Source organism: Serratia sp. PL7 (assembly GCF_945957435.1).
In genome coordinates, this window is record NZ_CAMFLB010000003.1 from 376615 (window position 1) to 401980 (window position 25366).

The 25366-nt window shown below is 60.3% G+C and carries 26 protein-coding genes; 9 read left to right on the forward strand and 17 right to left on the reverse strand.

Going from position 1 to position 25366, the window contains the following annotated elements:
- Positions 1 to 228: 228 nt before the first annotated feature.
- Entirely contained in the window at positions 229 to 918 is a 690-nt protein-coding gene (locus N6G83_RS19895; protein ID WP_004936833.1) for an LrgB family protein, read from the reverse strand.
- On the reverse strand, positions 911 to 1333 hold the full coding sequence (locus N6G83_RS19900; RefSeq protein ID WP_004936830.1) for a CidA/LrgA family protein: 423 nt from the start codon (positions 1331 to 1333) through the stop codon (positions 911 to 913). The genes N6G83_RS19895 and N6G83_RS19900 overlap by 8 nt, the downstream gene beginning before the upstream one ends.
- A 140-nt stretch (positions 1334 to 1473) precedes the next feature.
- On the opposite strand from N6G83_RS19900, the gene N6G83_RS19905 reads away from it, so the two are divergent.
- Positions 1474 to 2361: a LysR family transcriptional regulator gene (locus N6G83_RS19905; RefSeq protein ID WP_025304429.1), complete on the forward strand. Its 888-nt coding sequence runs from the start codon at positions 1474 to 1476 to the stop codon at positions 2359 to 2361.
- 76 nt (positions 2362 to 2437) lie between these two features.
- Here the strand turns inward: N6G83_RS19905 and N6G83_RS19910 are convergent, their stop codons facing one another.
- The 5 genes from N6G83_RS19910 to N6G83_RS19930 form a co-directional block, all read right to left on the reverse strand.
- Positions 2438 to 4087 carry a Na+/H+ antiporter gene (locus N6G83_RS19910; RefSeq protein ID WP_025304430.1) on the reverse strand — a complete coding sequence of 550 codons (1650 nt, stop codon included), beginning with the start codon at positions 4085 to 4087 and terminating at the stop codon, positions 2438 to 2440.
- 197 nt (positions 4088 to 4284) lie between these two features.
- Entirely contained in the window at positions 4285 to 5646 is a 1362-nt protein-coding gene (locus tag N6G83_RS19915) for an NCS2 family permease (protein WP_025304431.1), read from the reverse strand.
- Positions 5647 to 5963: 317 nt separating this feature from the next.
- Positions 5964 to 6371 (reverse strand): VOC family protein, encoded by a 408-nt coding sequence (locus N6G83_RS19920; protein ID WP_025304432.1) that lies wholly within the window; start codon positions 6369 to 6371, stop codon positions 5964 to 5966.
- Positions 6372 to 6418: 47 nt separating this feature from the next.
- Positions 6419 to 7087, reverse strand: a complete 669-nt coding sequence (locus tag N6G83_RS19925) for a glutathione S-transferase family protein (protein WP_043139706.1) — start codon at positions 7085 to 7087, stop codon at positions 6419 to 6421.
- Positions 7084 to 7527, reverse strand: coding sequence for a lipocalin-like domain-containing protein (locus tag N6G83_RS19930; protein ID WP_197765063.1), 444 nt, complete (start codon positions 7525 to 7527; stop codon positions 7084 to 7086). The genes N6G83_RS19925 and N6G83_RS19930 overlap by 4 nt, the downstream gene beginning before the upstream one ends.
- Before the next feature lie 195 nt (positions 7528 to 7722).
- Between N6G83_RS19930 and bhsA the strand changes: the two genes are divergently transcribed.
- From bhsA to N6G83_RS19950, 4 genes are all read left to right on the forward strand, one after another.
- Positions 7723 to 7983 (forward strand): multiple stress resistance protein BhsA, encoded by a 261-nt coding sequence (gene bhsA, locus N6G83_RS19935; RefSeq protein WP_099816661.1) that lies wholly within the window; start codon positions 7723 to 7725, stop codon positions 7981 to 7983.
- A gap of 149 nt (positions 7984 to 8132) precedes the next feature.
- Positions 8133 to 8882: a 3-oxoacyl-ACP reductase family protein gene (locus N6G83_RS19940; protein WP_127146306.1), complete on the forward strand. Its 750-nt coding sequence runs from the start codon at positions 8133 to 8135 to the stop codon at positions 8880 to 8882.
- A gap of 263 nt (positions 8883 to 9145) precedes the next feature.
- Positions 9146 to 9358: a DUF1471 domain-containing protein gene (locus N6G83_RS19945; RefSeq protein WP_004936800.1), complete on the forward strand. Its 213-nt coding sequence runs from the start codon at positions 9146 to 9148 to the stop codon at positions 9356 to 9358.
- A gap of 221 nt (positions 9359 to 9579) precedes the next feature.
- The gene (locus tag N6G83_RS19950) at positions 9580 to 10536 is read left to right on the forward strand and encodes a cyclase family protein (protein ID WP_025304437.1); all 957 of its coding nucleotides are present in this window, start codon (positions 9580 to 9582) and stop codon (positions 10534 to 10536) included.
- 85 nt (positions 10537 to 10621) lie between these two features.
- On the opposite strand, the gene ssb1 is transcribed toward N6G83_RS19950, so the two are convergent.
- Entirely contained in the window at positions 10622 to 11155 is a 534-nt protein-coding gene (gene ssb1, locus N6G83_RS19955) for a single-stranded DNA-binding protein SSB1 (protein WP_063988542.1), read from the reverse strand.
- A 277-nt stretch (positions 11156 to 11432) separates the two neighbouring features.
- Between ssb1 and uvrA the strand changes: the two genes are divergently transcribed.
- Entirely contained in the window at positions 11433 to 14261 is a 2829-nt protein-coding gene (gene uvrA / locus N6G83_RS19960; RefSeq protein WP_025304439.1) for an excinuclease ABC subunit UvrA, read from the forward strand.
- Positions 14262 to 14490: 229 nt separating this feature from the next.
- Entirely contained in the window at positions 14491 to 15543 is a 1053-nt protein-coding gene (locus N6G83_RS19965; protein ID WP_025304440.1) for an NAD(P)-dependent alcohol dehydrogenase, read from the forward strand.
- Between the two features lie 31 nt (positions 15544 to 15574).
- On the opposite strand, the gene maa is transcribed toward N6G83_RS19965, so the two are convergent.
- From maa to N6G83_RS19990, 5 genes are all read right to left on the reverse strand, one after another.
- On the reverse strand, positions 15575 to 16132 hold the full coding sequence (gene maa / locus N6G83_RS19970) for a maltose O-acetyltransferase (RefSeq protein WP_025304441.1): 558 nt from the start codon (positions 16130 to 16132) through the stop codon (positions 15575 to 15577).
- Positions 16133 to 16283: 151 nt separating this feature from the next.
- The gene (locus N6G83_RS19975) at positions 16284 to 16637 is read right to left on the reverse strand and encodes an MmcQ/YjbR family DNA-binding protein (RefSeq protein ID WP_025304442.1); all 354 of its coding nucleotides are present in this window, start codon (positions 16635 to 16637) and stop codon (positions 16284 to 16286) included.
- Positions 16638 to 16641: 4 nt separating this feature from the next.
- Positions 16642 to 17058 carry a secondary thiamine-phosphate synthase enzyme YjbQ gene (locus N6G83_RS19980; RefSeq protein WP_004936779.1) on the reverse strand — a complete coding sequence of 139 codons (417 nt, stop codon included), beginning with the start codon at positions 17056 to 17058 and terminating at the stop codon, positions 16642 to 16644.
- Positions 17059 to 17184: 126 nt separating this feature from the next.
- Positions 17185 to 18378, reverse strand: a complete 1194-nt coding sequence (locus tag N6G83_RS19985) for an amino acid aminotransferase (RefSeq protein ID WP_043139687.1) — start codon at positions 18376 to 18378, stop codon at positions 17185 to 17187.
- 80 nt (positions 18379 to 18458) lie between these two features.
- On the reverse strand, positions 18459 to 18932 hold the full coding sequence (locus N6G83_RS19990; RefSeq protein WP_025304444.1) for an Lrp/AsnC family transcriptional regulator: 474 nt from the start codon (positions 18930 to 18932) through the stop codon (positions 18459 to 18461).
- Positions 18933 to 19147: 215 nt separating this feature from the next.
- Between N6G83_RS19990 and N6G83_RS19995 the strand changes: the two genes are divergently transcribed.
- Positions 19148 to 19915, forward strand: a complete 768-nt coding sequence (locus N6G83_RS19995; protein WP_260515777.1) for a transporter substrate-binding domain-containing protein — start codon at positions 19148 to 19150, stop codon at positions 19913 to 19915.
- Positions 19916 to 19959: 44 nt separating this feature from the next.
- Here N6G83_RS19995 and alr read toward each other — a convergent pair whose 3' ends face one another.
- Positions 19960 to 21039, reverse strand: a complete 1080-nt coding sequence (gene alr / locus N6G83_RS20000; protein ID WP_167324653.1) for an alanine racemase — start codon at positions 21037 to 21039, stop codon at positions 19960 to 19962.
- 17 nt (positions 21040 to 21056) lie between these two features.
- Positions 21057 to 22481, reverse strand: coding sequence for a replicative DNA helicase (dnaB, locus tag N6G83_RS20005; RefSeq protein WP_025160134.1), 1425 nt, complete (start codon positions 22479 to 22481; stop codon positions 21057 to 21059).
- Positions 22482 to 22654: 173 nt separating this feature from the next.
- On the opposite strand from dnaB, the gene N6G83_RS20010 reads away from it, so the two are divergent.
- A complete protein-coding gene (locus N6G83_RS20010; protein WP_025304447.1) occupies positions 22655 to 23638 on the forward strand; it encodes a quinone oxidoreductase in 984 nt (327 codons plus the stop codon).
- A 300-nt stretch (positions 23639 to 23938) separates the two neighbouring features.
- Here N6G83_RS20010 and pspG read toward each other — a convergent pair whose 3' ends face one another.
- A complete protein-coding gene (gene pspG / locus N6G83_RS20015) occupies positions 23939 to 24157 on the reverse strand; it encodes an envelope stress response protein PspG (protein ID WP_025304448.1) in 219 nt (72 codons plus the stop codon).
- A 157-nt stretch (positions 24158 to 24314) separates the two neighbouring features.
- The gene (dusA, locus tag N6G83_RS20020; protein WP_127146301.1) at positions 24315 to 25325 is read right to left on the reverse strand and encodes a tRNA dihydrouridine(20/20a) synthase DusA; all 1011 of its coding nucleotides are present in this window, start codon (positions 25323 to 25325) and stop codon (positions 24315 to 24317) included.
- Positions 25326 to 25366 lie beyond the last annotated feature (41 nt).

The following is a 25366-nucleotide window of genomic DNA, read 5'->3' on the forward strand; positions in this document are numbered from 1 at the left end:
TCAATAAGTTATACTTTATTGTTTTAATGATAATAATTTATTTTTTAATTAATTTACTTCCAATTAAAATGGACGGCGATTTTGCCTGCGGCGCATCTATCGTTTTTTGTTATAACGATGAGAAAAATTATGCTGAAAAATTTCTTCGTTTTTTCTGGCGTCCACCAACGGCACCGTTCCCAACGACAGATAACGTAAAAGGGGCGGCAGAGCCCGCCCCGAGAGGTCTTACCACATCAGCCGGCCGATCAATGGCGCGGCCACGACCGTAATGATGCCGGCCAGCATCATCACCAAACTCGACACTACGCCCTCCTGCGGCCCCAGCTCATAAGCGCGAGCGGTGCCGGCACCGTGCGACGAGGCGCCAAATCCGGCGCCCTTCGCCAGACGGCTGCGCACCGCCAGCCGCAAAAACAAAATATCCCCCACCGCCATGCCGAACACCCCGGTGATCACCACGAACAGCGCCACCAGATCCGGCTGCCCGCCCATCTGTTTGGCGGCCTCCAGCGCGAACGGCGTGGTGATCGACCGCACCGCCAGGCTGCGCTGCACCTCTTCCGGCAACGTCAGCAGGCGCGCCAGCCACACCGAGCTGTACACCGCCACCAGCACCGCGGTCGTTACGCCGGCGGTCAGCGATAGCCAGTGGCGGCGGATGATATGCAGGTTCTCATACACCGGCACCGCGAAAGCGATGGTTGCCGGCCCCAGTAGCCACAGCAGCCAGTGAGTTTCACCAATATAGTCCTGATAGGAGATGTGGGTGACCACCAGCAGCAGCACCAGGATCATTGGCGTCAGCACCAGCGGCATCAGCAACAGCGTGCGCCGGCGGCGATACAGCTTCTTGTTGGCGAAGTACAGCGCCAGCGTCGCCAGAAAACAGGCCAAGCTAAGGATAAAATCATTCATGACGCTGCTTCCGACGCTGCAGCCAAATCTCCAGCCGATACACCCTGTCCACCACCAGCCCGGTGGCGCCCAACGTCAGCATGGTGCTGACCGCGATCACCAAAAAGATCTTCCAGCCCTCGACCATCAACAGCTGGGCATAGTTGACCACCGCCACCACCGCCGGCACGAAAAACAGCAGCATTTCCGCCAGCAGCCAGCGGGAGCCGGCCTTAACCCAGCTCAGCGGCAGAATGCGCAGCAGGATTAGCGCCAGCAGCATCAACATGCCGACGATATTGGCGGGGAGCGGCAGGTGGAATTGTTGCACCAGACGATCGGCGATCAGGAACAGCGCCGCATACAACGCCACCTGAATCGGCACCTGCAAGCGGGTCAGCAGGGAGGGGGCAACGCGGCGTAACGCCAGAGACATGAAAGATGACCTCAAACAATAAATTAACGGCCTACAGTATACGCAGCCGGGAAACCACGCCTGAAATGAATTAAAATTATCGACATCATGCCGTCCGGGAATAGTTTCCCGCCGGTAGCGTCCCCAAGGAGAACCCTAACGTGGATGTCCGCACCCTGCGCTACTTCGTTGAAGTGGTGCGCCAGCAAAGCTTCACCCGCGCCGCGGAAAAACTGTTCGTCACCCAGCCCACCATCAGCAAGATGCTGCGGCATCTGGAGGAGGAGCTGGAGTGCACGCTGCTGATCCGCGAAGGCCGCAAGCTGCGCCTGACCGACAGCGGCCAGGCGGTGTATCAGCGCGGCCTGACGATCCTCGACGAATTCCGGCAACTGGAGGCGGAGCTGGAAGACATCAGCTCGGTGAAAAAGGGCGTGCTGCGGCTGGGCATTCCGCCAATGGTGGGCAGGCAGATCGCCGATCTGATCCGCCGCTTTCGCCAAACCTACCCCGGTATCGAATTGAAGATTTCCGAGCTGGGCGGGCTGTCGGTCGAACAGGCGGTGATGTCCGGCGAACTGGATCTGGCGATGACGGTGTTACCCTTCGATTCGGAACAGCCGCTGACCTTTCTGCCGCTGCTGGGCCATCCGATGTGCGTAGTGGCGCCGCGCACGCCGCAGTGGCTCAACCGCACCCGCATCAATATCGCCGAATTGGCCGACAGCCCGATCCTGATTTATAACGAAGACTTTGCGCTTTACAAGATGCTGATGAAGGCGTTTCGCCAGGCCGGTTTTGAACCGCAAATCGCGGTGCGCAGCGGCCAATGGGACTTCCTCGCCTCGATGGTGCAGGCCGGCGTGGGCATCGCCATGCTGCCGGAGCCGGTTTGCCGCTGGCTGGACAAGGAAAACCTGGTCTGGCTGCCGCTGGAGCCGCGCATGGAGTGGAAAATCGGCCTGATCTGGCGTCAGGGCAGCTACCTGTCGCACAGCGCGCAGGCCTGGATCGCCTGCTGCCGCGACTATTGGCCGCCGCTCAAGTAGCCAAAAAACAAGGGCCGCACAGGCGGCCCTTCAGGACAGAAATAAAGAGGAAAAACGTTTATTCCTCTTCTGGGGTTTACCCTTCGCGTTCGATCAACAGCGCTTCGAGCAGGTCGAGATCGTGCAGCAGTTTTTGCAGCGTCTCGTTGCTGATTTTCTGCGTGGCGCGCAGGTGGTACAGCTCGCCGCGCTCGGCGCGCAGCGCCGTCAGGCGGAAACGCCGCTCGAGGTTTTCCATCGCCAGCGCATTCTCGATATCGTCTTTCGACGCGATGCGCCGCCGCAGCATGCCCGTTACCCGCGAGCTGACCTCTTTCAACACCTGCGGATCGAGGTTCTCTTCGGTATCGGCAACCAGGCGCTCTTCCATTTTATTCACGCTCTCGATCGCCACCTCGGCCGCCATGGCGATCGCCATGCGCTCTTCGTGCTTGCTGGCGCTCTTGTCGGCCACCTGCACGCCGCGCAGCAGCAGCGGCAACGCCAGCACGCCGACAATCAGCGACAGCAGGATCACTCCGGCGGCGATAAACACCAGCTGATAGCGCGCCGGGAAGGCGGTGCCGTCACTCAGCAACAGCGGTATCGACAGCACGCCGGCCAGGGTAATCGCCCCGCGCACCCCGGCGAACGACGCCACCCACAGCTCACGCGTGCTGTAATCGCCGAACTGCAGCGGACGCTTTTTCATAAAGCGGTTACTGGCCTTCTTCATCACCCACAGCCAGGTGAAACGCAGCACCAGCAGTGCGGCGTAGATGGTGGCCACGTCGGCGAACAGGTACCAGGTCTGGATGGTCGGATCCAGCTCCGCCTGCAGGATGGAGGTTTCAAGAATGCCCGGCAGCTGCAGGCCCAGCATGATGAACACCATGCCGTTGAACACGAACTCCAGCATCGCCCATACGCTGTTGGCGCGCAGACGCATCGCCAGCGGCGCGTTGCGGATCACGCCGGATTGGCTGATGGTCATCCCCGCCGCCACCGCCGCCAGGATGCCGGAGACGCCGATGTGTTCGGCAATCAGGTAAGAAGCGAACGGCAGCAGCAGCAGGAACACGATCTGGGTCGCCGGATCGTCGCCGCTCCAGCGGCTCATCACCCGCAGCGATTTACTGTAGGTCCAGGTGACCGCCACGCCGGCCAACAGGCCGCCGATCGCCACTTTGAGGAATTCAAGGGTCGCGCCGCCCACGGTGAACACCATGGTGCCCATCGCCACCGCAATGGCGAACTTGAGCGATACCAGGCCGGACGCGTCGTTCATCAGCGCCTCGCCCTCGAGCACGCCCATGATCGGCTTGGGAATCCGCCCTTTGCCGACGATGCCGGACAGCGCCACGGCATCGGTCGGCGACAGCACCGCCGCCAGCGCGAAGGCCGCCACCAGCGGAATGCCCGGCACCATGGCGTAGATCAGATAACCGACGCCGACCACGGTGATCAACACCAGCACCAGCGCCAGGCCGAGAATTTCACGCCCGTGATGCAGGAACTCGCGCGTCGGCGTTTTCCAGCCGTCGGCGAACAGCAGCGGCGGGATGAACAGCACCAGGAACAGTTCGGGATCAAAGTCGACGTGCAGCCCGAAATGCGGCCAGGCCAACAGGGCCCCGATGGCGATTTGCATCAGCGGCAGCGGCACCTGGAACGGCAACATGCGCGTCACCACCCCGGACAGGGAGACCACCAGGATCAAAATGAGGATTGTAAAAAAGATTTCCATGCTTTCCTTAGACTCTACGATTCAGACGACATCGGCTCAGGGCCTGCGTTGGTCCCGATAGTAGATCACTTTTTTTACAGCCGTTAAAGCTTGTTGTGCCTTTCAAAACGCGGTGCAGAGCAGAAGAAGACTTATCTTAAGAAGGGAATTGCCGTCACAGGCTCCCCCGCCCGATGGGCGAGGGAAACCCAAGAGGCTTAAATCGCCCAGCCGCCGGCGTAGAACGCCACCAGCGCCACGGCGATCAGCACGGTGCCGATGTTCAACTTGCGCCATTCGCCGGAGAAGATGCGGCCGATGACCAGCGAGCTGAAGCCCAGCATGATGCCGGTGACGATGTTGCAGGTCAGCACGATGAACACCGCGCACAGCAGGCCGGCCATTGCGTCGACGAAGTCGTTGAAGTCCAGCTTGGTGACGTTGCTCAGCATCAGCAGGCCGACGTACATCAGCGCCGGCGCGGTGGCGTAGACCGGCACCAGATAGGCCAGCGGCGACAGGAACAGGATCAGCAGGAACAGGATGCCGACCACGGTGGCGGTCAGGCCGGTTTTGCCGCCCGCGGCGGTGCCGGCAGCGGACTCGATGTAGACCGCGGCGGGCGCGGCGCCCACCAGGCCGGAGAAGATGCTGCTCAGGGAATCCGAGGTCAGCGCCTTGCCGCCGTTGATGATCTGCCCGTCTTTATCCAGCAGGTTGGCCTGCCCGGCCACCGCGCGGATGGTGCCGGTGGCGTCGAACACCGCGGTCATCACCAACGCCAGCACGCTCGGCAACACCACCGGTTGCAACGCGCCCATGATATCCAGACTGAAGATCAACGATTTGCCGTCAGCGTCCGCCAGGCTCGGCATGGCGAACAGCCCCTGGTATTTCACCGCCGGATCGACGATCAGGCCGATGATGGAAATGGCGATGATCACCAGCAGAATGCCGCCGGGCACGCGCAGCTTCTCCAGGCCGAAGATCACCGCCAGGCCGACCAGCGTCATCACCACCGGGAAGGAGGTGAAGGCGCCAAGCGCCACCGGCAGGCCATCCAGCGGGTTCTTCACCACCAGGCCGACACCGTTGGCGGCGATCAGCAGCAGGAACAGACCGATGCCGATGCCGGTGCCGTGCGCCACGCCCATCGGCAGGTTACGCAGGATCCAGGCGCGGATGCCGGTGACCGAGATGACGGTAAACAGCACGCCCATCACGAACACCGCGCCCAGCGCCACCGGAATGCTGATGTGCTGGCCCAGCACCAGGCTGAAGGCGGTGAAAGCGGTCAATGAGATCGCACAGCCGATGGCCATCGGCAGGTTAGCCCACAGCCCCATCAGCAGCGAGCCCAGCCCGGCCACCAGGCAGGTAGAGACAAACACCGCCGCCGGCGGGAAGCCCGCTTTGCCCAGCATGCTCGGCACCACGATCACCGAGTACACCATCGCCAGGAAGGTGGTCAGCCCCGCCACCACTTCCTGTCGCACGCTGCTGCCGCGCGCGGAAATTTTAAAATAGCCATCAAGCCCGCCGGTTGGTTTTGCGGCGTGGTTCGCTTGAGAGTTCGACATAGGTTACTTCCCCTGTGTTTCATTAATCGGCCCGTCACAGCAGGCCTGTCATCTCGCCCGCGCCCGATCGCCACGTAATCGTTTACGTCACGTTCCGCTTCCTTGCCCTTCCGTCGCATCGCCAACGGCAATGCGCACCAAGGCAAACGTTTAACTCGCAGCGCGCGGTACGGGTAATTTATGGTGGTTTATTCAAGGCAAACGATTATCCTGCCTTCCATGGCGTCTAATCAACTAAAGATCGCGGCAATTTATGCAGAAAGTGGCGGGAATGGCGTCTGCACGATAAAACCGGGGCGACGGACGCCCCGGCGAGATTATTGCGCCTGTACCGCAGCGGGATCCATATACATCAATTCCCAGATATGGCCGTCCAGGTCCTGAAAGCCATGGCCATACATCATGCCGTAGTCGCGTGGCTGATGATAAGTGTTGCCGCCGCCGGCGATCGCCTTGCGCACCAGTTCGTCCACCGCCGCCCGGCTGGGTTGCGACAGGCACACCAGCACCTCGGTGGCCTGTTTGGCGTCGCCGATCGGGTTCGGGGTAAACATCCTGAATTTGTCATGGGTCAGCAGCATCACGTAAATCGTGTCGCTGACCACCATGCACGCGGCGGTATCGTCGGTAAATTGCGGGTTGAAAGCGAACCCCAGGTGGGTGAAAAACGCCATCGACGCGGGCAGATCGCGTACGGGTAGGTTAACGAAGATTTGCGTAGCCATGGGCTACCTCCGATGAAGAATGACCCCATCGAGTATAGCCCATCCGCTTAACTCAGCAGGTTGTAAGGGCCGCCCTGCTCCAATGCCCGCTGGTAGGCGGGCCGGGCATGAATGCGCTGCAGGAAGCCGCGCAGTTTCGGGCAATTGTCCAACGCGCCGCGCGCCGCCATCGCCTCCAGCGGAAAGCTCATCTGAATATCCGCCGCGCTGAAATCGTTGCCGACAAACCAGCTGCCCTTGTTCAGGTGCTGTTCGAGGTATTCGCAGTGCGGCGCGATCTGTTTGTCGAGGTATTCGCGCTGCACGCCCTTGCCGATCGCGCCGGCCACCGGCCGCAGCAGCCAGGGGATCGGCGGCTGGCCAAGGCGGCTGAACACCAGCTTCATCACCAACAGCGGCATCAGCGATCCTTCGGCGTAGTGCAGCCAATAGCGATACTGCTGGCGCGCGTGGAAGTCGGTCGGCATGAACATGCCCTGCGCGTCATAGGCTTCCTGCAAGTATTCGATGATGGCGCCGGATTCCGCCAGCGTCAGATCGCCGTCGACGATCACCGGCGATTTGCCCAGCGGATGGATCTTTTTCAGCGCCGCCGGCGCCAGCAGGGTCTGCGGATCGCGCTCGTAGCGTTGCACCTGATAGGGCACACCCAGCTCTTCCAAAAACCACAGAATGCGCTGCGATCGCGAGTGGTTGAGATGATGAACAATGATCATGACGAAGCCTCTGTCCGCTGCCACACCAGTTCGCCAACCTGCACGCCGTTGCCGAGCTGCAAGGGCACCGTGCGCAACGTCAGCCGATCGCCGCTGAAAGCGTAAAAACGCACCTGACGGCTGCCTACCCAATTGGGGAACGAACAGCCTTCGACCTGATGCACCACCCGCTGTTCGCTTTCCTCCACCTGATAGTGGCCGAAGTAGCAAATCATATTGATGAAGGCGGCGCGGATCTCCCGCTCAGACCCCTGCGCCAAATCGTCGGCGGCGAAACGCGGCCGCACGGCGCTATACAGCTGCGCCGCCATCGTGCCGTTGGCCTCATAGTGGATGCGCCCCAACACCTTCTCGCCCAGCGGGTAATTCAGCTCGCCGTTCTGGTTTTTGAACACCGACGACACCAGCGCCCAGCTGCCGATAAACGCGTTTACCGTCATTACGCTTCTCCGGTTAAAGATCCTCTGTAAAGGGTAGTGGCGATTTTTACCGCGCGCCAGCGGGTGAAAAACAATCAGTTTATTTGACAGAGATACTCAAAACTCTCCGATTTTTTATTCACACCCGGTGCACTATTATTTAACACATCGAGAGGCAACAGGCTCTCACCTAACAAATACTCTGAGGAACACATCATGAAAAACGTCAAAATTTTTGCTACCGCTGCGCTGCTGGCTACCGCTTCTTTCGCTACCTTCGCCGCTGACCTGCCTTCCAGCCAACCCGCTGCAGACGCCCAAAAAATCGGCGTAATCTCCGTTAGCGGCGCCACCAACCTGAGCGCGCTGGAAAGCGAACTGGCCAGCAAAGCCGCCGCGTCGGGCGCCAGCTCATACCGCATCGTCGCCGCCGGCGGCCAGAACAAACTGTACGGCACCGCAGAAATCTTCAACTGATCGTCGAACAGCCAACCGACGGAAGAAAGAAGCCCCGCAAGGGGCTTTTCTCGTTGTGGGCAGGCAAAGCTCTTTGTGAACAGTGGCCGCCGGACATTTCACCGATACTGGGAATAACGCCTTACCCTCACCCACTTTGGAGAAATAACATGACCACAGCACATCCTCTGCAAGGCAAAGTCGCATTCGTCCAAGGCGGCTCACGCGGCATCGGCGCCGCCATCGCCAAACGGTTGGCGAGTGAAGGGGCCGCGGTCGCCTTTACCTACGCCACCTCGGCCGATCGCGCCGAAGCGGTGGCAAGCGCCGTTACCGCCGCCGGCGGCAAAGCCCTCGCCATCAGGGCCGACAGCGCCGATGCGGCGGCGCTGCAGCAGGCGGTGCGTCAGGCCGTCAGCCACTTCGGCAACCTGGATATTTTGGTGAACAACGCCGGGGTGTTTACACTGGGCAGCACCGAAGCGCTGGCGCTGGACGATCTGGATCGCATGCTAGCGGTCAACGTGCGCAGCGTGTTCGTCGCCAGCCAGGAAGCGGCGCGCCACATGAATGACGGCGGGCGCATCATCCACATCGGCAGCACCAACGCCGAGCGCGTGCCGTTCGGCGGCGCGGCGGTGTATGCGATGAGCAAATCGGCGCTGATCGGCCTGACCAAAGGCATGGCGCGCGATCTCGGCCCGCGCGGCATCACCGTCAATAACGTGCAGCCCGGCCCGGTAGACACCGAGATGAACCCGGACGCCGGCGAATTCGCCGATCAGCTCAAGCAGCTGATGGCGATCGGCCGCTACGGCAAAGATGAAGAGATCGCCAGCTTCGTCGCCTACCTCGCCGGCCCGCAGGCGGGTTACATCACCGGCGCCAGCCTGAGCATCGACGGCGGTTTCTCGGCGTAACGTCCAAGCCCCGTAAGGGGCTTTTTATTTATTCGCCTGTCGCGGAGTGTAAGCCTGAAGGTCGATACATACCCGTTCGCCACCCCCGCTATACCCCACCAATACCGCTTGAAAGACAACAATCGAATCAGTTTATGCACAAAAACGGAATAGTTTATTGACGATTCTGTTATTTATTCACCTCACCGTCCCCTTTATCCTTCGCTCCATCGTGTCGTACCGGACACCCTTATTTTTCGAATTGTCGAACACAGGATAAAGATATGAAAACCATGACCACCGTTATTTCACTCGCTCTGTTTTCCATGTTGTCGTTTAACGCCGCAGCAGAAAGCGTTACCGCAACCGGTAGAACGCTGGACTCCACCGAAGCTCTCATCGCTAAAAAAGCGCAAGAGGCCGGTGCAAGCGGCTACAAAATCACCAGCGCCTACATGGGCAATTTCGTCACCATGAGTGCAGAGCTGAAAAAATAATATCAATGACGCCGCTCGCACGGCGTTATTTATTTCCGCATAAGGAAGTCATCGTCGGGTGGTTATTCGCCATGCTTTATAAAGCATTACGCTAAAACACCCGCGTACTAAAAATGAGCCTCTTTCTCCACCGGTTATTATTCGGCGGCCTGACGTCGCCTAAGTCCGGACGGTTCATTTTCATTCACTCTGCACTACGTCGTTATAAGGATGAGTCACTGATGAAATCATTGTATCGCCTCTCCCTCTTGCTACCTTTGCTTGCCACAGTGCCTGCACAGGCCGCAGAGTCCGCCGCTCAGCCGTCAGACTGGTACCCTTCTGTTTACGGTGCAAAAGACGAAATCGGCGCCGCCAACCTGCTCACGCCGGAAGGGGTACTACAGTCCGTGCAACTGGTAAAACAGGGCAAGACATTGTCATTGGCGGTTCCCGTCGATAAAGATTTCCCGGCGTTCCGCCACCGTAGCTTCCGTTTATATAATATTCAGCCTGGTCAGCAGGACGGCAAAACGCTTGGCCCAAATAAATTCACCTTTAATGATGAATTGGTGAATGCCTGGACCGGCGTCGGCACCCAGTTGAACGGTATAGGCCATATCGGCATCGACAACGTTTATTATAACGGCAATAAGGCGGCGGACTTCGTCACCGTAGATGGCGTGAAAAAATTGGGCGTGGAAAAAGTGCCGCCCATGGTCACCCGCGGCGTGGTGCTCGATATGACGGCTTATTATCATAAAGACATCGTTCCGGGCGGCACCGAATTTTCCGTTGCGGATATTCAAGCGGTGCTTAAGAAGCAGGGCATTAGCTTAAGAAAAGGCGACGTTGTTTTATTTAATACCGGTTGGCTGGAGCTGATTGGTAAGGACAATAAAAAATTCCTGGAGGTCGAACCGGGTATCGGCATGGAAGCGGCGAAGTGGCTGGCTGACCAAGGCATTGTGGCCTTTGGCGGTGATACCTGGGCCTCCGAAGTGTACCCTAACCCGAAAAATGACGAAGAGTTCCCGGTCAACCAGTACCTGCTGGCCAAGCGCGGCGTCTATAACCTGGAACTGATCGACAGCCGCCCACTGGTGCGCACGAAAACCTGGGAATTCCTGTTCGTGCTGGGACAACCGCTGTATGTCGGTTCAACGCAGGTCAACATCAACCCGGTAGCAATTTACTGATTGGCAACACCGCCGCAGAAAATCGGCAGCGAGCGCCCACAAAAAACCCCGCCTGAGCGGGGTTTTTTTAGCACTGTCGCCAGGCTTAGAACGGGATATCGTCGTCAAAATCCATTGGCGGTTCGTTGCTGCTGGCCGCCGGAGCGCTGTTCTGCGCCGGACGAGACTGCTGCTGGCCGCCGCTGAACTGGTTGCCGCCCTGTGGCTGCTGAGGCTGGCCCCAACCGCCCTGGCCGCCGGCAGATTGGCCTGCCGGTGCGCCGCCGCCCTGACGGCCGCCCAGCATCTGCATGGTGCCGCCGACGTTAACCACCACTTCGGTGGTGTATTTTTCCACGCCGGACTGATCGGTCCATTTACGCGTCTGCAGGGAGCCTTCGATGTAGACCTGAGAGCCTTTACGCAGGTATTCGCCCGCCACTTCGGCCAGTTTGCCGAACAGCACGACGCGGTGCCACTCGGTCTTCTCTTTCTGTTCGCCGGTCGCCTTGTCACGCCAGCTTTCGGAGGTCGCCAGGGTAATGTTGGCCACTGCGCCGCCGTTCGGCATGTAACGGACTTCTGGATCCTGACCCAGATTCCCGACCAGAATTACTTTGTTTACGCCTCTGCTGGCCATGAGCACTTCTCCCGATGATTGATTTCTACACAGTATAAACGCGTCAGTTTACCACGCTGAGTACGAAACCACACCCGTGTTGATAAGTGCGAATTGCATTCCAGAATTGTCTTTTCGATCGACCTTGTTGCATTCTCATACTGGATATTCATTCAGGTTTTTTTGTGTCATAATTATGCGTTTCGACCAGGCTGTGCCGGTTTTTTGCGAGATCCATCACAAAATCCCCCGCAAAAATCGCGACAGGCGCGGTGTATCATCAAGACGGGAAGTGTAAATGGACAATATCGAAGTTCGTGGTGCTCGAACCCATAATCTGAAAAACATCAACCTGATCATCCCGCGTGACAAACTGATCGTCGTCACCGGCCTGTCCGGTTCCGGCAAGTCTTCGCTGGCTTTCGATACGCTGTACGCCGAAGGGCAGCGGCGCTATGTCGAATCACTCTCCGCCTATGCGCGCCAGTTCCTGTCGCTGATGGAAAAGCCGGACGTCGACCATATTGAAGGTCTGTCGCCGGCGATCTCCATCGAGCAGAAATCCACCTCGCACAACCCGCGGTCCACGGTCGGCACCATCACCGAGATCCACGACTACCTGCGCCTGCTGTTCGCCCGTGTCGGCGAGCCACGCTGCCCGGATCACCATGTGCCGCTGGCGGCGCAAACCGTCAGCCAGATGGTCGATAACGTGCTGAGCCAGCCGGAAGGCAAGCGCCTGATGCTGCTGGCGCCAGTAGTGAAAGATCGCAAGGGCGAGCACACCAAAACGCTGGAAAACCTGGCCGCTCAGGGCTATATCCGCGCGCGCATCGACGGTGAAGTGTGCGATCTGTCCGATCCGCCGAAGCTGGAGCTGCAGAAAAAACACACCATCGAAGTGGTGGTCGATCGCTTCAAGGTGCGTGACGACATGGCGCAACGCCTAGCCGAATCGTTCGAAACCGCGCTGGAGCTGTCCGGCGGCACCGCGGTGGTGGCGGACATGGACGACGAAAAAGCGGACGAGCTGCTGTTCTCCGCCAACTTCGCCTGCCCGATCTGCGGCTACAGCATGCGCGAGCTGGAACCGCGCCTGTTTTCCTTCAACAACCCGGCCGGCGCCTGCCCGACCTGCGATGGCCTGGGCGTGCAGCAGTTCTTCGATCCGGATCGCGTGGTGCAAAACCCCGAGCTGTCGCTGGCCGGCGGCGCGATCCGCGGCTGGGATCGCCGCAACTTCTACTATTTCCAGATGCTGCGTTCACTGGCGGAGCACTATGAGTTCGACGTCGAAGCGCCGTTCAACACCCTGAGCGCCGACGTACAGAAGGCGGTACTGAGCGGCTCCGGCAAAGAGTCGATCGAATTCAAATACATCAACGATCGCGGTGACACCACCGTGCGCCGCCATCCGTTCGAAGGCGTGCTGCACAACATGGAGCGCCGCTATAAAGAGACCGAATCCAGCGCGGTGCGCGAAGAGCTGGCGAAGTTCATCAGCAACCGCCCTTGCGCCTCGTGTCACGGCACCCGTCTGCGCGAAGAAGCGCGCAACGTGTTCGTCGAAGACACCACGCTGCCGGAAATCTCCGATCTGAGCATCGGCCATGCGATGACCTTCTTCCAGAACATGAAGCTCAGCGGCCAGCGCGCCAAGATCGCCGAGAAAGTGCTGAAAGAGATCGGCGATCGCCTGAAGTTCCTGGTGAACGTCGGCCTGAACTACCTGTCGTTGTCCCGTTCGGCGGAAACGCTCTCCGGCGGCGAAGCGCAGCGTATTCGTTTGGCCAGCCAGATCGGCGCCGGCCTGGTGGGCGTGATGTACGTGCTGGATGAGCCGTCGATCGGCCTGCACCAGCGCGATAACGAGCGCCTGCTGGAAACGCTGATCCACCTGCGTAACCTCGGCAACACGGTGATCGTGGTGGAGCATGACGAAGACGCCATCCGCGCCGCCGACCACGTGATCGACATCGGCCCCGGCGCCGGCGTGCACGGCGGCCAGGTGGTGGCAGAAGGCACCGTCGACGACATCATGGCGCAGCCGGAATCGCTGACCGGCCAGTTCCTCAGCGGCAAGCGCGAGATCGCCATTCCCGCGCAGCGTGTGCCGGCCGATCCGACCAAAGTGTTGAAGCTGAGCGGCGCGCGCGGCAACAACCTGAAGGACGTGACGCTGACGCTGCCGGTCGGTCTGTTTACCTGCATCACCGGCGTGTCCGGCTCCGGCAAATCAACGCTGATCAACGATACGCTGTTCCCGATCGCCCAGCGCCAGCTTAACGGCGCCACCATCGCCGAGCCGGCGCCGTTCCGCGAAGTGACCGGCCTGGAACATTTCGACAAGGTGATCGACATCGATCAGAGCCCGATCGGCCGTACGCCACGCTCCAACCCGGCCACCTACACCGGTATCTTCACCCCGGTGCGCGAGCTGTTCGCCGGCGTGCCGGAATCGCGCAGCCGCGGTTATACGCCAGGCCGCTTCAGCTTCAACGTCAAGGGTGGGCGCTGTGAAGCCTGCCAGGGCGACGGGGTGATCAAGGTCGAAATGCACTTCCTGCCGGACATCTACGTGCCGTGCGACCAGTGCAAGGGCAAACGCTATAACCGCGAAACGCTCGAAGTGAAGTACAAAGGCAAGAGCATCCACGAAGTGCTGGAGATGACCATCGAAGAAGCGCGTGACTTCTTCGACGCAGTGCCGGCGCTGGCGCGCAAGCTGCAGACCCTGATGGATGTCGGCCTGTCCTACATCCGCCTCGGCCAGTCGGCCACCACGCTCTCCGGCGGGGAGGCGCAGCGCGTCAAGCTGGCGCGCGAGCTGTCGAAACGCGGCACCGGCCAGACGCTGTATATCCTCGACGAACCGACTACCGGCCTGCACTTCGCCGATATCCAACAGCTGTTGGCGGTGCTGCATCAGCTGCGCGATCAGGGCAATACCATCGTGGTCATCGAGCATAACCTGGACGTGATCAAGACCGCCGACTGGATCGTCGATCTGGGGCCGGAAGGCGGCAGCGGCGGCGGCGAGATCCTGGTCGCCGGCACGCCAGAAACCGTGGCCGAGTGTGAAAAATCGCACACCGCGCGCTTCCTAAAACCGCTGTTGAACAAGTAATATCGCCAACGTGCGGGCCGTCGTTCAGGCGACCCGCACGCTGACCCGTTTCATTGCAATCAAACAGAAACGGGCAAGATTTCGACATTTTCAGGCATTTCCCTCCGCACTCACCGCTTTTATCATCAATGTTCCCTCGGCGGCCGCCCTGTCTGATTCAGGCCGCATCTTACCGGCACTCCGCTGCCGGCCAAGCGTTGTCCCCCCTACATTGATAACTGGAGCGACCATGAACATTACCCATGCCTATGCCGCGCATGATGCGAAATCTGCGCTGGTGCCTTTCGATTACCCACCGCGCGCCCTGCGCGACCACGATGTGCAAATTCAGGTGTTGTTCTGCGGTGTCTGCCATTCGGACCTGCATCAGGCTCGCAACGAATGGAGCAATACGATTTACCCGGTGGTACCAGGCCATGAAATCGTCGGGCGCGTCAGCGCCGTCGGCGGCCATGTCTCGCGTTACCGGGTCGGCGATCTGGTCGGCGTCGGTTGCATGGTGGATTCCTGCCGCAGCTGTCCGAGCTGCGATGAGGGGTTGGAACAGTATTGCGAGAACGGCTTTACCGGCACCTATAACGGCCAGGATCGTCAGACCGGTGCCGTAACCTACGGCGGCTACTCCACCAATCTGGTGGTAGATCAGGACTTCGTGCTGCGCGTGCCGGAAAACCTCGATCCGGCCGGGGTCGCGCCGCTGCTGTGCGCCGGCATCACCACCTATTCGCCGCTGCGCCAGTGGGGCGCGGGGCCAGGCAAAAAGGTCGGCATCGTCGGCCTCGGTGGGCTGGGGCACATGGGCGTCAAACTGGCGCAGGCGATGGGCGCGCACGTGGTGCTGTTCACCACCTCGCCGTCGAAAATAGAAGACGCCAAGCGCCTCGGCGCCCATGAAGTGGTGATTTCACGCAACCCGGATGAAATGGCGCAGCACGTTAATAGCTTCGACTTCATCCTCAACACGGTAGCGGCTCAGCACGATCTGAACCCGTTCCTCAACTTACTGCGCCGCGACGGCACCCTCACGCTGGTCGGCGCGCCGGAGCACGATCATCCGTCGCCGCAGGTGTTCAACCTGATCATGAAGCGCCGCCGTATCGCCGGTTCGCTGATCGGCGGCATCGCGGAAACGCAAGAGATGCTGGACTTCTGCGGCCAACACGGCATCACGTCCGATATCGAGCTGATCCCGATGCAGCAAATTAATGAGGCCTATGAGCGCATGCTGAAAAGCGACGTGAAGTACCGCTTCGTGGTGGATATCGACTCGCTGCGAGCCTGATGACAGCGGGCGCCCGGCGGCGCCCGTTTTTTTATAGCTGCTTGATGACCCTGGCCGGGTTGCCGCCCACCACGCAGTTGGCCGGCACGTCTTTGGTCACTACCGCGCCGGAGGCCACGACCGCATTATCGCCGATGGTCACGCCCGGATTGATCACCGCGCGCCCGCCGATCCACACGTTGTCGCCAATCTTGACCGGCTTGCCGAACTCCGCGCCGCCGACGCGGGTCTCGGCGTCCAGCGGATGGGTGGCGGTGTAGATATGCACGCCCGGCGCCAGCAGGCAGTTATCGCCAATATGCACCTCGCACACGTCGAGGATCACGCAGTCGAAATTGGCGTAGAAGTTCTTGCCGAGATAGATGTTATAGCCGTAGTCGCAGCGGAACGTCGGCTCAATGGTGCCGCCCTGATAGCCGCCCAGCAGCTCGTCCAGCCATTGTTTGCGCAGCTCGCCCTCTTCCGGCGAGGAGTGGTTATAGCGATGCGTCAACTGGCGCGCGCGCCGACGTTCGCTGCGCAGCAGGTCATCACCGGCGTCGTACAGCTCCCCGGCGATCATCTTGCGCTTTTCTTCGCTGATGGCCATGTCGGCCTCCTTAATCTTATCCGCGTTTCTTGAATGCCCAAGCGTAGCCGTTTTTTCCTGACGACAAAAAGGGAACGCTCCCAATTTAAAGCCGCGATCACGATTTAACACGAAAAGCAGGAGAAAAACGGGCGGTGCCGCCGCCCGGCAATCAGGCGCGCAGTTCCTGGCGCACGTGTTCGGGCAGGCCTTCCACCACCAGCTGATAGGAGCTGTCGATCAGCGTATAAAACTGCGAGTTCGGCAGGTTGCCGTCGAGAAACACCGTATTCCAGTGCGCCTTGTTCAGGCCGTCGCAGGCGACGATCTCCGGGTGGTGCTCGCGCAGGCTTTCCGCCAGCTCCGGGCTGGACTTGATTGCCAGCGCCGGCCGCCCTTCGACCTCGCACACCATCGCGAACATCACGTCGCCCACCTTGATCTGGCTGGCCTGCCACTGGTTCTGGTCGCTCTGCTCCGCGCCCGGCTTCGCCATGCAGTACTCCAGCAATGCGCTGTTATTCATTGGGTTATTCCCCCTGTAATGTGGCCACAATACGGCGTGCTCCGCCGTGGATGCGGTGCTCCCCCAGCCAGATGCCCTGCCATGTGCCCAACATCAGCCGCCCGTGCCTGACGGGCAGCGTCAAGGAAGCGCCCAGCAGCGAGGATTTGATGTGCGCCGGCATGTCGTCCGGCCCTTCGTAGTCATGTTGATAGGGTGCGTTTTCCGGCACCTGGCGCAGGAAATGCTGCTCCATATCGGCTCGCACCGTGGGATCGCAGTTCTCGTTGAGCGTCAGCGAGGCCGAGGTATGCTGCAGCAACAGATGCAGCAGGCCGGTTTGCAGGCGGTGTAAGTGGGTTAACTGGTTGACGATCTCGTCGGTAACCAGATGAAAGCCACGCGCTTTTGCGCTGAGGATTAGCGTTTGCTGATGCCACATGAGTGAGCGCCCCTCAATCAGTATATTCTCTCTCCGGTTTGCGGCAACTTCGGCGGCGCACCGGCAATAAAAAAGGAGCGATATCGCTATCGCTCCCCGATGAACGTCCGTTCAGACTAACAGGCGTTACTGCACCGCGGCAAACGCCTCGGCCACCTGACGCACATTGTTGTGGTTCAGGCCGGCCACGCACATGCGGCCGCTGTGGATCAGGTAGACGCCAAACTCTTCACGCAGGCGATCGACCTGCGCCGCGCTGAAGCCGGTGTAGCTGAACATGCCGCGCTGAGCCAGCAGGTAATCGAAATTGCGCTGCGGCAGCGCGCTCTTCAGGGTGTCCACCAGCGCGTGACGCATCTCGAGAATGCGGGTGCGCATGCTCTCCACTTCGTCCAGCCACTGGGTTTTCAGCTGGGCGTCGTTCAGCACCTTGGCAACCAGCTGCGCGCCGAAGTTCGGCGGGCTCGAGTAGTTGCGGCGCACGGTGGCCTTCAGCTGGCCCAGCACGCGCCCGGCCGCCTCTTCGCTTTCGCACACCACCGACAGGCCGCCGACGCGCTCGCCGTACAGCGAGAAGATCTTCGAGAACGAGTTGCTCACCAGGCACGGCAGGCCGGCCGCCGCGATGGCGCGAATGGCGTAGGCGTCTTGCTCCATGCCGCCGCCGAAGCCCTGATAGGCGATATCAAGGAACGGAATGATTTCACGATCGGCGATCACCTTGACCACCTCATCCCACTGGGCGGGGGTCAGGTCGGAACCGGTCGGGTTGTGGCAGCACGGATGCAGCAGCGCGATGCTGTGCTTCGGCAGCTGTTTCAGCGCAGCGAGCATGGCGTCGAACTTCACGCCCAGGCTTTCGCTGTCGAAATACGGATAGGTATTCACTTTGAAACCGGCGCCGCTGAAGATGGCGACGTGGTTTTCCCAGGTCGGATCGCTGACCCACACCTGCGAATCCGGGAAGTAGCTTTTCAGGAAGTCGGCGCCCACTTTCAACGCGCCGGAACCACCAACGGTCTGAATGGTGGCGATGCGCCCCTGCTGCAGCATCGGATGCTGCGCGCCGAACAGCAGCTGCTGGATGGCGGAGCGATAGGGTTGCAGCCCTTCCATCGGCAGGTATACCGAGGCGCCGTGCTCGACGCTGTTCAACTGCGCTTGCGCCGCGGCGACCGCCCGCATCTGGGGGATGATGCCCTGCGCATCGTAGTACAGGCCGATACTCAGGTTCACCTTGTGCGCGCGCGGGTCTTGTTTGAATTTTTCCATCAGCGACAGAATGGGATCGCCGGCATAGGCGTCAACGTTCTGGAACACGGGGTTTTTCTCCTGGTTTATTTATTGTGGTTTAGGCACAGCGTTACGTTCCTAATATAGACGGAAAAGCGCATTCGGTTTCAGCTTTCTCGCGTCACCGGCAACAAACCGTTTTCCTTGATGCGATTGAGCACCACCGCCGTTTTGATATGCGCCACGCTTTTGTGCGGCGACAGCGTCTGGCTGATGAATTCGCTCAGCGCCGGCAGGTCAGCCACCGCCACTTTCAGCAGGTAATCGGCGTCGCCGGTGGTCTTGTAAGCGTCAAGGATCGCGTCCACGTCCTCCAGCATCTGATGAAAGCTGTCGATTTGCTCCTGCGCGTGCGTGATCAGGCTGACTTCAATCAGCCCCACCAGCCCCAGGCCGACCGCCTCCGGCGCCAGCCGCGCGTGGTAGCCGCGGATCAGCTGCGCCTGCTCCAGGCTGATGCGCCGCCGCGAACATTGGGAGGCCGAGAGCCCGACCAGCTCGCTCAGCTCCTGATTGGTCAAACGGCCGTTGGCCTGTAACAGCGTCAGGATTTTCATATCAAAATCGTCAATGTTGTACATAGCCACCTGTAAACTGTGTTAATAAATGTTGACGTTACAGCCTACCAGTTTTTTTACCGTTGCCGACGTCACACCCTGGCGCTTGAATCGCGTACAGCAGCAACGCCCGGCGTTTTCGCCGGTAAGCGGCATAAAAAACGGCTAACTCATGCAGACAAACGACAATTAACGGCGAAGTAACGCATAAAACCACGAATGTATAAAAAGGACGCCAGATGAAAAAGCTACTCCCCCTCGCGCTGCTGCTCGCCGCCGGCAGCGCCAGCGCGCAATCCCACCTGGATAAAGTGCTGCAGCAAAAGACCCTGGAGGTCTGCACCACCGGCGACTACAAGCCCTATACCTTCCTCAAGGAAGACGGCAGCTATGAAGGCATCGATATCGACATGGCAGAATCGCTGGCCAAGAGTCTGGGCGCGAAAGTGAAGTGGGTGAAAACCAGCTGGAAAACCCTGACCCCGGACTTCGTCGGCGGCAAGTGCGACATCGCAATGGGCGGCATCTCCGTCACGCTGGAGCGGCAAAAACAGGTGTTCTTCGCCGACAAGCTGGATACCGACGGCAAAATTCCGCTGGTGCGCTGCACCAACGTGAAGAAATACCGCACTCTCGAACAGATCAACAAGCCGTCGGTGCGTCTGTTGGAACCGGCGGGCGGCACCAACGAAGCCTTCGTGCACGCCTATCTGCCGAAGGCCAAACTGACGCTGACGCACGACAACATGAGCATTTTCCAGCAGTTGGTGGACCGCAAGGCGGACGTGATGATCACCGACGCTTCCGAGGCGCTGTACCAGCAGAAGCGCTATCCGAAGCTGTGCGCGGTGAATCCGACCAAACCGATGCAGTACGGCGAGAAAGCTTACATGCTGCCGCGCGACGATCTGAGCTGGAAACTGTATGTGGATCAGTGGCTGCACCTGGCCAAGGCGACCGGCGAGTATCAGAAGGTTATCGATAAGTGGTTGGCGGTAAAGAAGTAACGCGCTGAGAAACGGGGCCGACGCGCGTCGGCCCCTGCGGCGCATCAGTCGCCGATGTATTCCATCGCCACGCGCTGCGTGAGCTTGGTGATCAGTTCATAAGCGCTGATGCCGGTGCAGGCGGCGATACGCTCGACCGGCAATGCCGGCCCCCACAACACCGCTTCATCCCCCACCTTATCGGCGGCATCCGGCCCGAGATCGACCGAAATCATGTCCATCGACACCCGGCCTACAATCGGCACTTCGCGGCCGTTGATCAGGATCGGCGTACCGGTCGGCGCGCTGCGCGGGTAGCCGTCGCCGTATCCCATCGCCACCACGCCCAGCCGGGTATCGCGCGGGCTGACCCAGGTGCCGCCGTAGCCGACCGCTTCGCCGGCTTTGTGCTCGCGCACCGCGATCAGGCTGGACTTCAGGGTCATCGCCGGCTGCAGCCCATGCTCGGCGCCGCTGCCGTTATCCAGCGGCGACACGCCGTACAGAATGATGCCGGGGCGCACCCACTCGTTGTGGGCGTCCGGCCACAGCAGCGTGCCGCCGGAGGCGGCGACCGAACGCTGGCCCGGTTTGCCGCGCGCGAACTGCTCGAAGCAGGCGATCTGTTTCAACGTGGTGTCGGATTCCGGCTCGTCGGCGCGGCTGAAGTGACTCATGATATTGACCGGCTGCGCCACGTTGCGGCAGGCGCACAGGCGCTGATAAAACGCTTCCGCCTGTTCGGGGCGCACCCCCAGCCGATGCATGCCGGTATCGAGCTTCATCCACACCGGCACCGGGCGCGCCAGCTCGGCCTGCTCCAGCGCTTCGAGCTGTTCGATGCTGTGCACCGCGGTTTCGATGTTGTTCGCCACCAGCACCGGCAGATCTTCGGCACTGAAGAAGCCTTCCAGCAGCAGGATCGGCTTGACGATGCCGCCGGAGCGCAGCATCAGCGCCTCGCCGATGCGCGCCACGCCGTAGCAATCGGCGTCTTGCAGGGTGTGTGCTGTTTCCAGCAGGCCATGTCCATAAGCGTTTGCTTTCACAACGGCAATCAGGCGGCTTTGCGGCGCCTGGCGGCGCACCTGTTGCAGATTATGTCGCAGAGCGCGGCGGTCGATTACAGCGGTTGCCGCTTTCATTTCAGTTCCTTAGCTGATTATTCGTCATCGTATTGTGGCCCCGCGTAGTTGTCGAAACGCGACCACTGGCCGTTAAAGGTAAGGCGCACGGTACCGATCGGGCCGTTACGCTGCTTACCGATAATAATTTCCGCGATCCCTTTCAGATCGCTGTTCTCGTGATACACCTCATCACGATAGATGAACATAATCAGGTCGGCGTCCTGCTCGATAGAGCCGGATTCACGCAGGTCGGAGTTAACCGGGCGTTTGTCGGCGCGCTGCTCCAGGCTACGGTTCAGCTGCGACAGCGCCACCACCGGCACCTGCAGCTCTTTCGCCAGCGCCTTCAGCGAGCGCGAAATCTCGGCGATCTCCAGCGTACGGTTGTCGGACAGGGCCGGCACGCGCATCAGCTGCAGGTAGTCAATCATGATGAGGCTAAGCCCGTCGTGCTCGCGGAAAATGCGCCGCGCGCGCGAGCGCACTTCGGTCGGCGTCAGGCCGGAGGAATCGTCGATGTACATGTTGCGCTTCTCCAGCAGGATACCCATGGTGCTGGAAATGCGCGCCCAGTCCTCGTCGTCGAGCTGGCCGGTACGGATGCGCGTCTGATCCACGCGCGACAGCGACGCCAGCATACGCATCATGATCTGCTCGCCGGGCATCTCCAGGCTGAAGATCAGCACCGGTTTTTCCTGGGTCATCGCGGCGTTTTCGCACAGGTTCATGGCGAAGGTGGTTTTCCCCATCGATGGACGGGCGGCGACGATGATCAGATCGGACTTTTGCATGCCCGCGGTTTTCTTGTTGAGGTCCTGATAGCCGGTATCGACCCCGGTCACGCCGTCGTGCGGCTGCTGATACAGCTGCTCGATGCGCGATACGGTGTCTTCCAGGATGCGTTCGATGCCCTTCGGGCCTTCGTCTTTGCTGGCGCGGTTCTCGGCGATTTGGAATACGCGGGATTCCGCCAGATCGAGCAGGTCTTCGCTGCTGCGCCCCTGCGGATCGTAGCCGGCGTCGGCGATTTCGTTAGCCACCGAGATCATTTCGCGCACCACCGCGCGCTCGCGCACGATGTCGGCGTAGGCGCCGATGTTGGCGGCGCTCGGGGTGTTTTTCGACAGCTCGGCCAGGTAGGCGAAGCCGCCGACCGAGTCCAGTTCACCCTTCTGCTCGAGCGATTCGGACAGGGTGATGAGGTCGATAGGCTTGCTCATCTCCAGCAGACGCTGCATCTCGGTAAAGATCAGGCGATGTGGGCGGCTGAAGAAGTCGTTGGCGACCACGCGCTCCGCCACGTTGTCCCAGCGCTCGTTATCCAGCATCAAACCGCCCAACACCGACTGCTCGGCCTCCAGCGAGTGCGGCGGCATCTTCAGCCCTTCCATCTGACGATCTCTGGAACGCTCTCTGGTTTCGTCCGCGTTTGTTTTGTTGGTTGGTTTTTTTCCTGCCATGAAACGTAGTCTTTATCCGGTTGCGAATGAGGGTGAGGCTGCTGACGCAAGAGTATACGTGATTTTTCCGCACGATTCCGCCGCATAATTGCCACAGGCTGGCGCACGGGCAGGCTAGATCTCCGCAGCCAAAAGGCATAGGGTGAATTCAGATAACCAAATGAGGGTAGAACATGGCCAAGCGCATTCAATTCTCCGCCACCGGCGGGCCGGAAGTCTTGCAATACGTTGATTTTACACCGCTCGATCCGGCTGCCGGCGAAGTGCAGATCGAGAACAAGGCGATCGGCATCAACTACATCGACACCTATGTGCGCAGCGGACTGTACGCGCCGGCCAGCCTGCCGAGCGGCCTCGGCACCGAAGCGGCCGGCGTGGTGACCAAGGTCGGCGCCGGGGTCAGCGTCCTCAAACCGGGTGACCGGGTGGTGTATGCGCAATCGGCGCTCGGCGCCTACAGCGAGATCCACAACGTCTCGGCAGAACGCGTGGCGCTGCTGCCGGGCAACCTTAGCTTTGAACAGGGTGCAGCCTCTTTCCTCAAAGGGCTGACGGTATACTACCTGCTGCGCCAGACCTATGACGTGCAACCGGGTGAAGTGTTCCTGTTCCATGCCGCGTCCGGCGGCGTCGGGCTGATCGCCTGCCAGTGGGCGAAAGCGCTGGGTGCGCGCCTGATCGGCAGCGTCGGTTCCGACGAGAAGGCCGCGCTGGCGAAACAGGCCGGCGCCTGGGCCACCATCAACTACCACAAAGAGGATATCGCCCAGCGGGTGGCCGAGCTGACGCAGGGCGAGAAGGTCGGCGTGGTGTACGATTCGGTGGGTAAAAGCACCTGGCTGGCCTCGCTCGACAGCCTGAAGCGTCGCGGCCTGATGGTCAGCTTCGGCAACGCCTCAGGCCCGGTGACCGGCGTCGATCTGGCGCTGCTGAATCAGAAGGGCTCGCTGTACGTCACCCGCCCTTCCCTCAACGGCTATATCACCAACCGCGCCGAGCTGCAGTACGCCAGCAACGAGCTGTTCTCCCTGATCGGCAGCGGCGCCATTCGGGTAGAAGTGAAAGACGAGCAGAAATTCGCGCTGGCCGACGCCCAGCGTGCGCACCAGGTGCTGGAAAGCCGCAGCACCAGTGGCTCCAGCCTGCTGATCCCCTGATCGCGGCCAAAGAAAAGGGCTCCTTACGGAGCCCTTTCTGTTACTGCGTTTTGTAGGGGTAGAGCAGAGTCCGCCAGAGACAGGGGGTTGCTTCAGCAACACGAATTTTGGTTGTCTCTCACGGTGATGAAATCGGTCGCATCACTGCATCGCCCCACATCCTAACAGCCCCGTGCGGCAAAAAACACGCTTTATGTGCCACATCGCCGGGTAAAACTGCCAAGCTGTGATCGCTGCCGCATTAGCGTGGCGGGCAGTTATGCAAGTTTCATCGCGACTGACTGATTATTCAGCAAAAAATCAGTAACGCCTGGCCTGCGGTTTCTGCATCGAACGGTAAATCCATACCCCGACCACCGCCAAAATCAGCCACGGCAGCAGCTTAATCACCACCGCGAACAACCCGCCCAACAGCATGAACGCCGCCGCCACCAACAACGCGGCGAAGATCCCCAGCAGCGAGATGCCGGTCACCATCAGCATCACCACAAAGCCAATGAGAAAGAAGATTTCCAACATGATTGCTCCTTTGCAATACAACGTATCTGCAGAGTGGATTACAAGAAGCGTGCCAGAATGGCGGAAGGGCTAACCTATTGAAAAAATAGGACAGGCATCCGGTAACGTACCGAATGCCTGGCGAAAAACACTAACTATTGGTCAAATTTTTTGCGGGTTACGCCATTTCGACGCGCGGCTGACGCACCAGCGCCAGCGCCTGCTCCACCACCCGCGCATCGGCGCCCGGCTTGTGGGCGTTCTCGCTCAGGTGGCGACGCCACTGGCGCGCGCCCGGCACGCCCTGGAACAAACCGAGGATGTGACGGGTGATGTGGCCGAGATAGGTGCCGTTGGACAGCTCGCGCTCGATATACGGATACAGCGCTTCGACGATCGCCACGCTGTCCGGCACCGCGGTCTGCGCGCCGAACAGTTCGCTGTCGACCCGCGCCAGGATACCCGGATTCTGATACGCCTCGCGCCCCATCATCACACCGTCCAGATGCTGCAGATGCTGCTGCGCCTCTTCCAGCGTTTTCACTCCGCCGTTAATGGCGATGGTCAGCGCCGGGAAATCCCGCTTCAGCTGATAAACGCGCGGGTAGTCCAGCGGCGGCACTTCGCGGTTCTCTTTCGGGCTGAGGCCGGAGAGCCAGGCTTTGCGAGCGTGGATAGTGAACATGTCGCACTCGCCGCGCCCGGCGACGGTCTGGATAAAGTCGCACAGGAAGGCGTAGCTGTCCTGATCGTCGATGCCGATGCGGGTCTTCACCGTCACTGGTATCGATACGACGTCGCGCATTGCCTTGATGCAGTCGGCGACCAGCGCCGCCTGGCCCATCAGACAGGCGCCGAACATGCCGTTTTGCACGCGATCGGACGGGCAGCCGACGTTGAGGTTAATCTCATCGTAACCGCGCTGCTCCGCCAGCTTGGCGCAATGCGCCAGCGCGGCCGGATCGCTGCCGCCCAGCTGCAGCGCCACCGGATGCTCTTCTTCGCTGTAGGCCAGATAGTCGCCCTTGCCGTGGATGATCGCGCCGGTGGTCACCATTTCGGTGTACAGCAGCGTTTCCTTGGTCAGCAGGCGGTGGAAGTAACGGCAATGACGATCGGTCCAGTCGAGCATCGGCGCGATGGAGAAACGATTGGCGGCGTAGGTTGGGGCGTGGTTGTCTTTCGTCATGCTGAGTTACTGGCTACCTGAGTCTGTCTGGGTTCAACGAA